General features: G+C 72.1%; 6 protein-coding genes. 4 read left to right on the plus strand and 2 right to left on the minus strand.

Annotated elements, in window-relative coordinates; translation table 11 throughout:
* Window positions 1-167: 167 nt before the first annotated feature.
* Window positions 168-839 (minus strand): GNAT family N-acetyltransferase, encoded by a 672-nt coding sequence (locus K8640_RS07570; protein ID WP_223746442.1) that lies wholly within the window; start codon window positions 837-839, stop codon window positions 168-170.
* 346 nt (window positions 840-1,185) lie between these two features.
* Between K8640_RS07570 and K8640_RS07575 the strand changes: the two genes are divergently transcribed.
* The 4 genes from K8640_RS07575 (at window position 1,186) to def (ending at window position 13,914) form a co-directional block, all read left to right on the plus strand.
* A complete protein-coding gene (locus K8640_RS07575; protein ID WP_223746443.1) occupies window positions 1,186-4,212 on the plus strand; it encodes a sensor histidine kinase in 3,027 nt (1,008 codons plus the stop codon).
* Window positions 4,213-4,382: 170 nt separating this feature from the next.
* Entirely contained in the window at window positions 4,383-6,776 is a 2,394-nt protein-coding gene (gene priA / locus K8640_RS07580; RefSeq protein ID WP_223746444.1) for a primosomal protein N', read from the plus strand.
* A 15-nt stretch (window positions 6,777-6,791) separates the two neighbouring features.
* Window positions 6,792-13,298: a hypothetical protein gene (locus tag K8640_RS07585; protein ID WP_223746445.1), complete on the plus strand. Its 6,507-nt coding sequence runs from the start codon at window positions 6,792-6,794 to the stop codon at window positions 13,296-13,298.
* Between the two features lie 88 nt (window positions 13,299-13,386).
* Entirely contained in the window at window positions 13,387-13,914 is a 528-nt protein-coding gene (gene def / locus K8640_RS07590; RefSeq protein WP_223746446.1) for a peptide deformylase, read from the plus strand.
* Here def and nth read toward each other — a convergent pair.
* Window positions 13,874-14,638, minus strand: a complete 765-nt coding sequence (gene nth, locus K8640_RS07595) for an endonuclease III (protein ID WP_223746447.1) — start codon at window positions 14,636-14,638, stop codon at window positions 13,874-13,876. The two genes, def and nth, sit on opposite strands and share 41 nt — an antisense overlap.
* Between the last annotated feature and the right edge of the window lie 11 nt (window positions 14,639-14,649).

Consider the following 14,649-nt stretch of genomic DNA (forward strand, 5'->3'; position numbering starts at 1 on the left):
GACGGATGCGCGTCGAGCCCGGTGCCGCGCGTGTGGCGGTGCGGCGTTTGTCGGGAGCCCCCTCTCGCGCGGGCGAGGTCCCTCGCTCGACGTGCTTCGCGCATGCAGTGGTGTGTCGCTCGTCGGCGGACCGCCACCTCGCGCGAGATGCTCGCGGGTGCGTCCTGCTATGCCCCCGAGGTGCGCCGGGCGACGTCGGAGTCAGCTCGGGGCGCCTCGTGCGCGGGCGCGGGGCGCCACATGAACCACTGCGGCGGGCCGCCGTCGAAGCAGGGCTCGGTGCGCTGCAGGTCGAAGCCGAAGCCCTGATACCAGTCGCGGTTGGAGGCCTTGGCCGTCTCGAGGAAGCACGGCGCGCGGGTCTCCTCGGCCAGCGCCAGCCCCGCGCGCATCAACCGCGCGCCCACGCCCTTGCCCTGGTGCGCCGGGTCCACGGCGATGGTGGCCAGGTACCAGTGGGGCGGCGTGTGCGGGTGGTATCGCTCCAGCCTCGCCAGCGCCTGGAGGGCCAGCCGCGCGCGCCCTGGGAAGTACCGCAGTCCGGCCCAGACCGTGGGCAGGAAGATGGCCTGCCGCCCGAGTGACTGGGGGAAGCCGCCCGGACTCAACCACGCCGCCACGCCCGTGAGCTGCCCGTCCGCGACGGTGGCATGCACCACGCCGTGCGCGAGGCAGTCCTCCACGGTGGCCCGATAGAACTCGGCCGACACCCGCGCCCGGCGCTCGGAGGGGCCGGGGAAGAGCTCCGCGAGGAACGGGTAGTCATCGAAGGCACGCGCGCACATCGGGCCCACCTGTCCCAACAGCTCCGGCCCCAGGCTCTCGATGCCCACGCTCATGCGTCAGGGACTGTAGCCCGGGCTCACCCTGCGCGGGTCCGTCATCCCGCTCGTGCCGTCCGCCTGCTCTGAAGTCAGGCGCCTCCGCGGTGCGCCATTCCTGGAGCGAGCCTCACCACCCAGGGCCTCCGCCGAGCACCTGGTGACACGCTCGCCTTCGTGCCAGCCAGGTCGCGGGCGAACCGACCGGCTTCACGTCGGAGCCCTCGCGTCACGTGGGCCCTGGCCGGGGTGGGGACTCGTTCTATGGTGCGACCCGATGGGTGTTCGACCAGGGTGTGACGGGGGCCAGGCCACCCCCGGGCCGGCGCGATGCGATGACAGGAGCGGACGACTCCGTGGGCTCGTGCTCGCGCTCGTCCTGACCTCGTCGGTGGCGTGGGCCCAGGCGCCTCGGAACGCCACGCTCCAGGACTTCCATCACACGGCGTGGACCCAGAAGGACGGCGCGCCCGCCGGAGTCTGGGCCATGGCGCAGACGCGCGATGGCTGGCTGTGGTTGGGGACGGCCTCGGGGCTGTATCGCTTCGACGGCGTCCACTTCGAGCGCCACGACCTGCTGCCCGAGGGGAGCCTCGCGTCGCGCTCGGTGGGCGTGCTTCACGCCCTTCGCAACGGAGACCTCTGGGTCGGCTACTCCTTCGGCGGCGCGAGTGTCCTCGGGGCGGGCGGCGAGGTGCGCCACTTCGCCCCGGGCGGGCTGCCCGAGGGCAAGCCCGTGGAGTCCTTCGACGAGGACGGCGACGGGCGTGCCTGGGCCCACACGCCCCAGGGGCTGCATGTCTTCGAGGCGGGCGGCTGGTCGCGTGCGGACGCTCGCTGGGGGCTGCCGGAGGATGAATGGTCCGATAGCCTCCAGGACGTGAGCGGCGCGTTGTGGATGGTGGGCTCGAGCGGCGTGTACGTGCTGCGACCCGGGACCCGTCGCTTCGAGCGCGTGGAGCACGACGGCCCCACCTTGCATTCCCTGGTCCTGGGCCACGATGGGAGCTTCTGGCGGTACGACGAGCGCGGCGCCAGCCCCCTGCGAGGACCTGGCTTTCCAGCGCCCTCGGCCCACGTCCCAGCCGAGGCGTGGAGCAGCCACGCGGTGATTTCCGTCTTCGACCGGGATGGCTCCAACTGGCTCGTCGGGTGTCCGCAAGGCGGTATCTGCCGGGTCGCGAAGCCCTTCGAAGGGGGGCGGTTCGTCCGGCGCACCGAGGCGACCGATGTCTTCGGCGCTCGCGAGGGGCTCTCGTCGGACGCGGCCATGACGCTGTTCCGGGACCGCGAGGGCAACGTCTGGGTCGGCACCCAGCTCGGCGTGGACCGCTTCCGGCGCAATGACGTCGCCACCCTGCGCTTCCCCACGCATACGAGCTACTTCGCGCTCGTGGCGGACCGTCAGGGCCGCGTGTGGTCGGGCTCCGCCATGCGGGTGCGCAACACCGACTTCTGGTGGCGGTTGGAGGCATCCCCGGTCCGCGTGCCCGGCATCGAAGGGGAGATGACCGCCACCTTGCTGGACTCGGACGGGCGCCTGCTCCTGGGCGGCTCGTCGGGCTTCTGGCGCTTCGACCCGGAGACCGGCCACGTGGAGACCCTCTCCCGCCCCGAGCAGGAAGAGGAACAGCGCATCCAGGCCATCGTGCGCGACGCCGAGGGCCGGCTGTGGGTCTCATTCCGCGCCTCGACGGTGTACCGGCTGGATGGGGAGACCTGGACGCCGAAGGGGGGCCTCGCCGCGCTGCCGGACCTGCCGCCCGCGCGCGCGGTGCTGGATGACCAGGGCCGCCTGTGGTTCGGCTACAGCTCCAACCAGGTCGTCATCCTCGAGGGCGCGCACGTGCGCTCCTTCACCGAGGCACAGGGCCTGCGCACCGGCACGGTGACGGCCATCCTCCCTGGAGAGACCACGCTGGTGGGCGGCGCGCTGGGGCTGGCCGCGTTCGACGGCGCGCGCTTCCGGATGCTGAAGGCGACGCAGGCCGAGGTGCTGACGGGCCTCACCGGCCTGGTGAAGACGGACGACGGAGCACTGTGGCTCAACGGCCAGGCGGGTGGCGCGCGCATCGCCGCGGAGGACCTGCGCCGCGCGCTGGCGGAGCCGGACTTCGTGATGCCCGTCGAGCGCTTCGACATGAACGACGGCATGCCCGGCGGCGCGCAGCAGATCCGCCCGTTGCCCACGCTGGTGCGGGGAGCAGACGGTCGGCTCTGGTTCGCCGCCGTCAACGGCCTGGGCTGGATGGACCCGCGCCGCATCGAGCGCAACGCCTTGCCCCCGCCGGTCATGATTCGCTCCGTGTCCTCCGGCGAGACGTCGTACGCGGGCACCGCGCGACTGGCGCTCCCGCCGCGCACGCGCGAGCTGCGCATCGCCTACACGGCGCTGAGCCTGGGGATGCCGGAGCGGGTCACCTTCCGCTACCGGCTCGAAGGCGTGGATGACGGCTGGAAGGACGCGGGCGCCCGGCGCGAGGCGACGTACACCAACCTGGGGCCGGGCCATTATCGCTTCCAGGTGATGGCGGCCAACGAGGACGGCGTCTGGAACGAGCAGGGCGCGTCGCTCGAGGTCGACATCGCGCCGACCTTCTTCCAGACGCGCGCGTTCGCGGTGCTGTGTGTCGTCGGAGGCGCGGGGCTCCTGTGGCTGCTGTACGCGCTGCGGATGTGGCGCGTGACGCAGCGCTTGCGGTTGCGCCTGGAGGAGCGCCACGCGGAGCGCGAGCGCATCGCCCGGGAGCTGCACGACACCCTGCTGCAGGGCATCCAGGGGCTCGTGCTCAACGTGCACGTGGTGACGTCGAGTCTTCCAGCGGGGGATGCGCGGCTCGGGCTCGAGTCCGCGTTGGACCGCGCGGACTCCGTGCTGACGGAGGGCCGGGACCGGGTGAGCTCCCTGCGGGACACCTCCGCGAGCAAGGACGACCTGGCCGAGGCCTTCACGTCCCTGGCGCGGGAGCTCGACGAGCGGGAGGGGCCCCGGCTGCGCATGGTGGTGCGGGGCGAGGCGCGCACGCTGGAGCCCCTGGTCGCGGACGAGCTCTATCGCATCGGCCGCGAGGCCATCGGCAACGCGTTCGTGCACTCCCAGGCGCGCGAGGTCGAGGTGAGCCTGCTGTTCGAGCACCCCGAGCTGCGGCTGTGCGTGCGTGACGACGGCCGAGGCATCGACGTGGCCACGCTGGAGCGGGGCGGACGCGCCGGGCACTGGGGCTTGCGCGGCATGCGCGAGCGCGCCGAGAAGGTCGGCGGCCGGCTCGACATCATCAGCGGCGAGGGACGCGGGACCGAAATCCAGGTCGTGGTGCAAGCCCAGCGCGCCTATCTGCGCCGGCCACTGGAGGGACTGCGGCGACTGGTGCCTCGGCTCGGTCGGCGCTGAGGTCCGCGTGCCGGAGTCGGACGGCTCGCACGCCCGGACGGGTGGTGGGCGAGCACGCGCTGGCGCCGGACGGCCCACGTCCCTCGGGACGCCCATGTCAGACAGCCCTGGCACTGTGGACCCCGGTAGCAGGACGGACGGGGCAGGGGCGGTGGGTCGAAGGGAGCGCCATGGAACAGCGACCGTTGTGGGACGAGCCGACGGCGGACGACGCGGAGGAGGCCTCCACCAGGGGTTCCATCCCGCTGCGTACCTTGGGTGCGAGACGTCGCCGGGAACTGTCCCAACCGGAACAGGCCGCTACAGTGGCGTTCGCAGTGAGCGAGCACCCTCCCGTCCTGGCCTCCGTCGCCGTGGCCCGCCCCGTCCGGGGTGAATTCACCTACTCCGTGCCGGAGGCCCTCCTGGGGAACCTGGCCCCGGGGCAGCGCGTGCTCGTGCCCTTCGGCCGAGGCACCGCGCTCGGCTTCTACCTGGGCCCCTCCACCGTGACGCTGGGCGAGAAGGTCCGGCTCAAGCCCATCCAGCGCGTGCTGGAGGACTCGCCGTCACTGCCCAAGGACCTCATCGCGCTCCTGCGCTTCGCGGCCGAGCACTACCGCTACCCCCTGGGCGAGGTCATCCGCGGCGCGCTGCCCCCGGGGTTGTCCAAGCCCGTGGACGGCAAGGAGGCCCAGCCAGATGTGCAGCAGTTCGCGGTGGCGCTCGTCAACGAGGTGCCCGCGGCGCTCGCGCGCGCGCATGCCCAGTCCGCCGCGCTCGCGTACCTCTTGGCCGTGGGCGGCAGCGCCCCGCTGGAGGAGGTGAGCCACGCGATTCCCGGCGCGAGAGCGCACCTCAAGAGCCTGGCCACCAAGGGCCTCGTGCGCATCGAGGAGAAGAAGCTGGAGGCGGGCGTGAAGGAGGGGCTGATTCAGGGCCGCCCCGACCGCCTCACCCCCGAACAGGCCGCCGCCGGTGAGCAGCTGCGCGGCGCCCTGGACGCGGGCGCGTTCCAGCCCTTCCTCCTGCACGGCGTGACGGGCAGCGGCAAGACGGAGGTGTACCTGCGCGCGGCCGAGCACGCGCTGTCCCTGGGCAAGAGCAGCCTCATCCTCGTGCCGGAGATTGCCCTGACGCCGCAGCTGGTGGGCCGCTTCCGCAGCCGCTTCGGCGCGGAGGTGGCGGTGCTGCACTCGGCGCTGAAGGACCGCGAGCGGCTGTTCCACTGGCAGGCCCTGCGTCGGGGCGAGGTGAAGATCGCGGTGGGCGTGCGCTCGGCGGTGTTCGCCCCGGTGGAGAACCTGGGGCTCATCGTCGTGGACGAGGAGCACGACCCGTCCTTCAAGCAGGACGACAGCCTGCGCTACCAGGCGCGTGATTTGGCCGTCGTGCGCGGCAAGCAGGCCAGCGCGGTGGTGGTGCTGGGCTCGGCCACGCCGGCGCTGGAGACGCTGGAGAACGTCAAGAAGGGGCGCTATCGGCTGCTCGAGCTGAAGCGGCGGGTGGATGACCGGCCCATGCCCTCCATCGAGCTGGTGGACCTGCGTCAGGAGCGCCCCCGCGAGGGCATCGTGACGGAGGAGGCGCCCATCCTGAGCCCGCCGCTGCTGCAGGCCATGGAGGAGACGCTCGCCAAGGGCCAGCAGGTCATCCTGTTCCTGAACCGCCGGGGCCACAGCACGGTGCTCCTGTGCGAGGTGTGCGGCCTGTCGCTCAAGTGCACCTCGTGCGACGTGTGCCTGACGCACCACCGCTCGCAGAACCGGGTGGTGTGCCACTACTGCGGGCTGACGATGCCCGTGCCCGAGCGGTGCCTGGAGTGCACGGGCCCCATCCTGAAGCTGGGCATCGGCACGGAGCGGGTGGAGGCGGAGGTCGTCGAGCGCATCCCGAACGCGCGGGTGGCGCGGCTGGACCGGGACTCGGCCACCAGCGCGGAGCGGCTGACGGAGCTGCTGGCCTCGTTCGCCCGCCGGGAGCTGGACGTGCTGGTGGGCACGCAGATGGTGGCCAAGGGGCACGACTTCCCGGGCGTGACGCTGGTGTGTGTCGTCATGGCGGACACGTCCCTGGCCATTCCCGATTTCCGAGCCGCCGAGCGGACCTTCCACCTGTTGACCCAGGTGGCGGGGCGGGCGGGGCGGGGCAAGGACCCGGGGCGGGTGCTGGTGCAGACCTACAACCCGGACGCGGAGCCGGTGAAGCGGGTGCTGGCGCACGACTTCGACGGGTTCGCCCAGCAGGAGCTGGAGTGGCGCAAGGCGTTGGCGTACCCGCCCTTCGCGCGCATGGCCTCGATTCGACTGGAGGGGGAGCACCCGGAGCAGGTGGCCAGCGTGGCCCGGCACCTGGGCAACCTCGTCTCCCGGAACATGCCCCCGGCGTCGGCGGGGGTGCGGCTGTTGGGGCCGGCGGTGGCGCCCATCGCCAGAATCCGGGGGAAGACGCGCTGGCAGCTGCTCTTGAAGGGGCCGACACATGTGGCGCTCGCCCCGCTGCTCGCCAGGGTGGAGACGGCCCTGGCCGACGTTCCTTCCGCGGTGAAGGTCGTCCTCGACGTGGATCCGGGGGCCATGCTGTAGACTCGGTGCCCCCCCATGGGCGCACCGGTCCTCCTCGTCCACGACGACATCGCCACCATCGCCGCAGTGCGGCGTCTGCTCACCCGTGAGGGGCACGAGGTCATCCTCGCGACCTCCGCCGCGGATGCGCTCATCGCCTACGGGCATCACCTGCCGGCGCTCATCGTGCTGGCTCCTGGCGTGGAGAGCGGCCGGGGTCGGCTGGTGCTGGAGGAGCTGCTCCAGCATCCGGACGGCAAGGTTGCCCGGGTGCTGTTGTTGGGCGAGCCCATCGCGGGGTTCAGCGCGCCGGTGGCGCCACTGCCGTTGGATGGGACGAGCTTCGTGGAGCTGGTGGACTCGCTCATCCGCGCGCCGTCGGCGGCGGACGCGTGGCATGTGCTGGAGAACCGGAGCCTGCCGGGGATGCCCGAGGCGAAGGGGGCGGAGGACGCGGAGACGTGGCACGCCACGGCGCCCGGGTCCGCGGTGGGTGGGGACCCGACGCTGGCGAACGCGCTGTTCGGCGACCTGGCGCCGCTGCACCAGACGGACTGGGAGCTGGCGGCGATGACGCGCGAGGAGCGCAGCGAGCACGAGGAGCAGGCTCGGCGCGCGCCGCTCGACGTGCAGTCGACGCTGGAGAAGGTTCAGCAGGAGGAGGAGGCCGCGGTGCTGGCCTCGGCGCAGACCGCGTTGGCGGGAGGCGGCGAGGACTGGGGCGCGGCGGTGGCGGGGGAGGGCGCGTTCGACGAGAGCGCGCTGCCCGCGGACGAGGTGTTCCGGGGCGAGGGCGAGTCCGCGTTTCCGGGCGATGGCGCCGCGGGGCCCCAGGCGGATGCACCGTCGTGGGAGGGCGAGGCTCCGGCGACGGAGAACGCTGAATGGACCGAGCAGGAAACGGCCCCCGCTTCGAATCCGGAAGCAGCCCACGGTCCACAGACCTGGTTCGACGACGCGGCGGAACAGGGCACGCCTTCGGGCGCGGACGCCTACGGTGGCGATGGAATGACGGAGGGGACTCCGGAGCACGGCACCACACCCGGCCTGGACTCCGTGAGCACGAACGACGGCACGGATTGGACAGGTGTCGCTCCCGAGCAGGGAGATGCGTCGGATGACTACGGCGCCGATGCATGGGGAACACCACCAGGCGTGGCTCGTGTCGGAAGAGACACCCGCGTGTACGGCGACGCGCCGTGGACGGGAGCCGTCACCGACGAGCGCGGCGACCTCCTGGGCGAGGGCGCTGACGACGCGTCCATCGGCGACGAGTGGACGAGCGAGCCCACGGAACAGGGGGCGTTCGAGGCCACGTCGCCCCAGTCCGCGGAGGCCCGCTTCACGGCGGCCACGACGTCACCCGCTGACGCGCAACTGTCCGACGGCGCGGATGCGCTTCCCGCGGAGGGAACCGACACGGGGTACGCAGTGGCTCCGGGCCCCGACGCGATGGTGGAGGGAGCGGGAGACGACACGTTCTCGGCTGGCTTCGGGCCTCCCGCGTCAGACGCCGGGAGCACGAGTGGCGCCTCAGGCGGTCCAGCGACCGTGCTGTATGGCGTGAGTGGTTCCGACACGGGGGCCGTCTCCGCGGAGTGGTCCGCCGCGTCCTCGGCGGGGGACGAAGCCCCGTTGCCGGTGGGCAAGCTCGCCTGGACGGAGGAGCCCGTCTCCGCCGCCACTCGGCCCGAGACCCAGTCGCCGCAGCTCGGTGAGGAAGGCTTCTTCGACGTCGACGCTCCCGCGCCACAAGGCGATGCGCTCTCGGCGGCCGAGGCGGAGCTGGCCGCGATGCGTGATGCCGAGCAACGCGTACCCGAGCCGGTCGACGCGTCTGCCTGGACCGAGCTTCCGCCCGACCCCGAGGTCGAGAACGCCGCGAAGGGCTTCACGACGTCGGATGAACCGACCCTGCCCGCGCACATCGACGCGAGCGCGGATGCACCTTCAACCGAGTCCTCCGCCGAAGCGACAGGCGAAGAAGAAGAGGCCTTGCCTGCCTCGCCCTGGGACGTGTTGGAGGCCGAGCTCCAAGCCAAGGTCCGAGCCGAGGACGAAGACCCCGCGAGCACGCCCCCCGAGTCCGCCAACAACCGCCAGGTGGGCGAGGACTGGTTCGACTCCGAGTCCGACGAGAAGCAGTCGCCTCCGGAGGTCACGGCCTCGAGCGGCAGCGACCTCGAGGCGCCCGCCCTCGACACTCGAGAGGGCACGACGGAAGCAGCGCATCCGGAGCCCTCCGGTGATGCACCGGAGTCGGCCGAGTCCACGACTCCACCCTCTGCCCTCGGAGAGTCGGAGCCGGGGGACGACGACGATTGGACCAGCGCCAGGGCGGACGCCTCGGCATCCGGCGTGGCGGTGAGCTGGGGGACGGCGGGAGCCAACGCCGACACCTCGATGGCGGACGTCGCCGCGGGCTGGGCTGACACGGTCGAGCCCTCCGACCCCACCGCGTCGGGAGCGGATGCGGACGCGCGAGCCGTCGCGTCTCCCGAAGAGCCCGAGGCCTCCTCCGGTTGGTTCGACGCGGAGCCCGAGCTGCCTGCTTCGACGCTGCCCTCCGCGAGCGAAGGGTGGTTCGACGCCGACACGGAGTCTCCGGATGAGACCGCGAGGACCGCCTCTCCCGACGAGCCCGGGCCGAATGAGCCCTCCGTCGGAACCGCGCCGGAGCAGACCGCGGACGCGGTGTCGGCGAGCACCGTGGACGACCCGACCCTGCGCGCGCGCTGGGAGGAGTTCGAGCGCCAGTTGGAGGAAGCGCACGAGCGGGTCCACGCGCTGAAGGCCGCGTTGGATGAGGAGCGCGCGCTTCGCCAGGAGACCGGGCGACAGGCCCAGGAGGCCCGCGAGCTGAGCGAGTCCCTGCGCACCATCCTGGACCGCGAAGCCGCGCTGCGCGTGGACGCGGAGACCGCGCGAGACCGACAGACGGAGCAGCTCCAATCGCTCCAGACGCGGCTCGAGGTCCTCGAGGAGGAGCGCTCTGGCGACGCGACGTTGCTGGCGGAGGTGGACCAGCAGTTCCAGGAAGCCCGAGCGAGAGAAGACGAGAACGCGGCGGCGCTCGCGCGGGAGGCTCGTGCGCGGCGGGAGCTCGAGGCCGAGCTGGAGCTGCTTCGCCAGCGTGAGTCCGAGCAGGGTGTGCGCAGTGGCTCGGAGGCGGAGACCCTGCGCACGGAGCTCGCGAAGCTCCAGGCGCGACTGGTGGAGGCGGAGGCGCTCGCGGAAGCCGAGGCGCGCGCGCGGGCCTCCGTGGACGAGGCCGCGAAGGCGACGCTCGGACGCATCGAGTCGCGAGAGCAGGACTTCATCGAGCTGCGCGCGTTGTTGGAGACCTCGACGTCGGAGGCGCGCGAGCAGGCGAAGCAGTCGGCCGAGTCCCTGGCGCGCGCGGAGGCGGAGGTCCGCGAGGCGCTCATCGCCCGGGATGATGCGCAGGAGCGCGCCGACCGTGAGTCGCTCGCCCGGGCGGAGGCGCAGGCCCGGCTCGTGGAGCTGGAGGCGAAGCTCGCGGAGTCTGAAACGCGAGAGGCCGCGTCGGCGCAGGCGATGAAGGAGGTCGAGCTCCGCCTCGAGGACGAGGCCGCGGGCCGTGTCGACGCGGAGGCGCGAGCCGAGGCGGAGGTCCGTGCGAGACAGGCGCTCGAGGCACGAGTGAAGTCCGCGGAAGTGGCGCTCGTCGAAGCGGAGGCGAGGGCGGGCGCGGAGGCCCTGGCCCGAGCAGAGGCCGAGGCCCGGGCGGAGGTCGCGGATGCGGCCCGGCTCGAATCGGACTCTCGAGCGAGGGCGGAGTCGAGGGCTCGCGCGGAAGCGGAAGCCCAGGCGGAGCTGGAGTCGCGAGCGAGGAGCGAAGCCGAGGCGCGAGCGGAAGCGGAAGCCAAGGCGCGCCAGGAGGCGGAGGCGCGCGCCAGGGCCGAGGTCCAGGCGCTCACGCAACTGGAGACCCAAGCCTCGTCCGAGGCACGAGAGCGCTTCGCGCAGGAGGCCCAGTCGCGCGAAGAGGCGGAAGCCCGGGCCGAAGCCCAGGAGCAGGCTCGCGCCGAAGCCGAAGCGAAGGTCGAGGCCGAGACGAAGCTTCGTGAAGAGGCCGAAGCCCGAGCGGAAGCGGAAGCCAAGGCGCGCGAGGAGGCCGAGGCGCGAGCGGAGCTCGAGGAGAAGCAGCGAGAGGAAGCCACCGCACGCGCCGAGGCTGAAGCCAAGCGCCGCGAAGAGGCGGAAGCGAGAGCCGAATCCGAAGCGAAGCGCCGCGAAGAGGCGGAAGCGAGAGCCGAATCCGAAGCGAAGCAGCGCAAGGACCTCGAAGCCCGAGCCAAGGCCGAGGAGAAACAGCGCAAGGAGCTCGAAGCCCGAGCCAAGGCCGAGGAGAAACAGCGCAAGGACCTCGAAGCGCGCGCCAAGGCCGAGGAGAAGCAGCGCAAGGAACTCGAGGCCCGAGCCAAGGCCGAGGAGAAGCAGCGCAAGGACCTCGAAGCCCGCGCCAAGGCCGAGGAATCACGGCGCAAGGAACTCGAGGCTCGCGCCAAGGCCGAGGAGAATCAGCGCAAGGAGGCCGAGGCCCGCGCGGAGATTGAGGAGTCGCAGCGCAAGGAACTCGAGGCTCGCGCCAAGGCCGAGGAGAAGCAGCGCAAGGAAGCCGAGGCCCGTGCGGAGATTGAGGAGTCGCAGCGCAAGGACGCGGAGGCGCGAGCCGAGTCCGAAGCGAAGCAGCGCCAGGAAGCCGAAGCGAGGGCGGAGGCCGAGGCAAGACAGCGCGCGGAACTCGAGGCCCGAATCGAAGCCGAGGTGAAGCGGCGCGAGGACGCCGAAGCCGAGGCCGCGTTCGAGGTGGAGCTGCGCGAGGAGGCCGAGGCCCGAATCGAAGCCGAGGCGAAGCGGCGCGAGGAAACCGAATCCGAGACGAAGCAGGCCCAGGCGCTCGCCGAGTCGGAGGCCCGTCAGCGCGCCGATGCCGAGGCCCGAGCGGACACGGACGCGAAGCAGCGAGTCGTCGCGGAGACGCGAGCGGAAGCAGAGGCCCGTCAGCGAGCGGAGGCGGACGCGCGAGCCGCCGCCGAGGCCGAGGTCCGCGCGGACGCCGAGGCCCGCGCCCGAAAGGCGGAGCAGGCCCTGGTCGACGCGGAGGCTCGAGCCAAGACGGAGGGCCGTCACCGCACCGCCCTGGAAGTGCGCCTGGAGGCGGAAGCCCGTCAGCGCGCCGCCGTGGAGACGCGCATCGAGGAACAGGCCCAGGCGTTGAGCGCCGCCGAGGCCCGCGCCACCCAGCTTCAGGGACAGCTCGAGCAGACGGATGCGGAGCTCGCGCGCCTGCGCACGGAGCACGAGGAGGCCCGCGCGGCCCTGGAGGCGCTGCGCGAGGAGAAGGCCCGCCTGGAGAAGGACTCCGCGGAGGAGCGTGTCCGCGCCGAGCAGGAGCGACTGGAGCTCGAGGAGCGGGGTCGTCGCGAGGCCGAGGAGGCCGCCGCGCAGGCCCGAGCGGCGCTGCTCCCCCTGGAGGCACCTCCAGGACGTCCGGAGCTCGCGGTCTCGCGCAGCGGCAGCGTCACACAGGAAGGTCTCGCCCGACTGGTGCTCCGGCTCTGCGAGGCGCGCATGGAGGTGCGCCTGGAGCTGAAGGTGATGAACGCGCTGCGCGTGCTGTGGCTGCGAGACGGCCTGCTCGTGGGCGCCGTCTCATCGGCTCCCGGTGAGTCGCTCATCGACCGCGCCCGCGCGGATGGCCTCATCGACGCGAGGCAGGAAGGCGAGCTGCGGCTGGTGCGCAGCGCCACCACCGGCGCGCTGCTCGACGCGCTCCGGGGACGCGGCTATCTGCGCGAGTCCGAGTCCGTGCCCCTGGTCCAGCGCTACACGGAGCAGGTCTTCCTCGACGCCCTCTCCGAGCCCTCCACGCTGTACCGACTGGTCCAGGAGCCGGTGCCGCACGAGGTGGCGCTCGCCGCCGCCACCCGGCCGCCCCTGTTCCTCCTGGCCGAGTCCCTGCGCAACACGCTGACCGCCGAGTCCCTGCTCGAGGCCGCCGGCAGCCTGCGCGCCCGCGTCACCCGTGGCGACCTGCACCTCGCGCCCGACGACTTCGGCCTGCCCGCCAGGGACCTGCAGCTGCTCTCCCAGGTGGACGGCGAGCACACGCTGGAGGCGCTGCTGCTCGGGGCGGGGCTGCCCCAGGACTCGGCGCTGAAGGCCCTCTCCGTGGCGAGGACGCTGGGCCTCATCACCCTCCAGCCCGCGAGCACCGAGGACTCCGACGAGCTGCCTCCCGAGCTTGACGTGCGCCGGCTGGAGTCGAAGTTCGAGGAGATTCAAGACGCGGACTACTTCACCGTGCTGGGGCTGGCGCGCACGGCGGGCGGCGAGGAGGTCAAGCGGGCCTACGAACTGCTCACCGCCGAGTTCCACCCCCTGCGCTTCGCGGGTCATCCGGACCCGGCCCTCCAGCACCGCGCGCAGCAGATTCGCAGCGTGTTGTCCGAGGCGGCCCAGGCCCTGGGGGATGACCGACTGCGCGCCGAGTATGCACGGAGCCTGCTCGACTGACGTGGGGTGGACGTCCTGCGCGAAGGGAGGGCGGGCGGCGGCCGGGGCGGGGTTGCCCGTCCGCGCGGGGGGCGTTAAGACGGCCCGCATGGTTCGTGAAATCCTCATCTGGCCCGACCCCATCCTGAAGCAGAAGGCCAAGCCGGTGACGAAGGTGGACGACTCCGTCCGCGCGCTGGTGAAGGACATGTTCGAGACGATGTACGCCGCCGATGGCGTGGGGCTCGCCGCGCCGCAGGTGGGCGTGCTCCAGCGCGTCATCGTCCTGGACACCACGCCCCGCCAGCCCGAGTCCAAGCCCCTGGCGATGATCAACCCCGAAATCATCACCCTGGAGGGCGAGACGACCTACACCGAGGGTTGCCTCTCCATCCCCGGTGAGTCGGAGGACGTGGACCGCGCCGCCGTCGTCACGGTGAAGTACCTGGACGTGGACGGCAACGAGCAGACGCTGCGCTGTGACGAGCTGCTCGCCATCGCCGTGCAGCACGAGACGGACCACCTGAACGGCACGGTGTTCGTGGACCACGTCTCCACGCTGAAGCGCGAGTTCATCCGCAAGCGGATGAAGCGCCTCAAGGCTTCGCGCGAGAACGAGCTGGGCGCTTCGCGGTAGCCGTCTTCTTCACGCGAGCCGGGGCCGGGGACTTCTCCGGCCCCGCCTCACGCGCATCGACGCCCTTCTTCGGGCACAGCTCCGCCACGACGCAGCGGGCGCACTCGGGCGAGCGGGCGAAGCACGTGCGTCGTCCGTGCCACACCAGGAGCTGGTGACCCATCATCCAGCGCTCCGGGGGCAGGACGGCCTGCATGTCGGCCTCCACCTTGTCGGGGTCCTCCTGGAGGGTGAAGCCGAGCCGGTACGCGAGCCGCTTGACGTGCGTGTCCACGGGGAAGGCGTTGTCGCCGCCCAGGTGGATGCACACCACGCCCGCCGTCTTGCGGCCCACGCCGGGGAGCTCCGCCAGCGTGTCACGCTCGAGTGGCACCTTGCCGCCGTGTTTCTCGGCGAGGATTTTCGCCGCCGCGACGATGTTCTTCGCCTTGGCGCGGTACAGGCCGCAGGTGCGGATGAACGGCTCCACGTCGGTCGGTTTGGCCTGGGCGTACGCCTGGGTGTCGGGGAAGTGTTGGAAGAGGGCGGGCGTCACCATGTTGACGCGCTTGTCGGTGCATTGGGCGGACAGCATCACCGCCACGAGCAACTGCAGGGGGGATTGGTAGTCCAGTTCGATGCGCGCGTCGGGCATGGAGGCTTCCAGTCGCTCCATGACCTTCACCGCGCGCTCGCGCTTCGCCGCCGCTGTCTCACGTCCGGGCACGCGGCCGTTGTATGTCACCCTTGCCGGGT

It is taken from the genome of Myxococcus sp. XM-1-1-1 (genome assembly GCF_020037095.1).
Classification (GTDB): Bacteria; Myxococcota; Myxococcia; order Myxococcales; family Myxococcaceae; genus Myxococcus; species Myxococcus fulvus.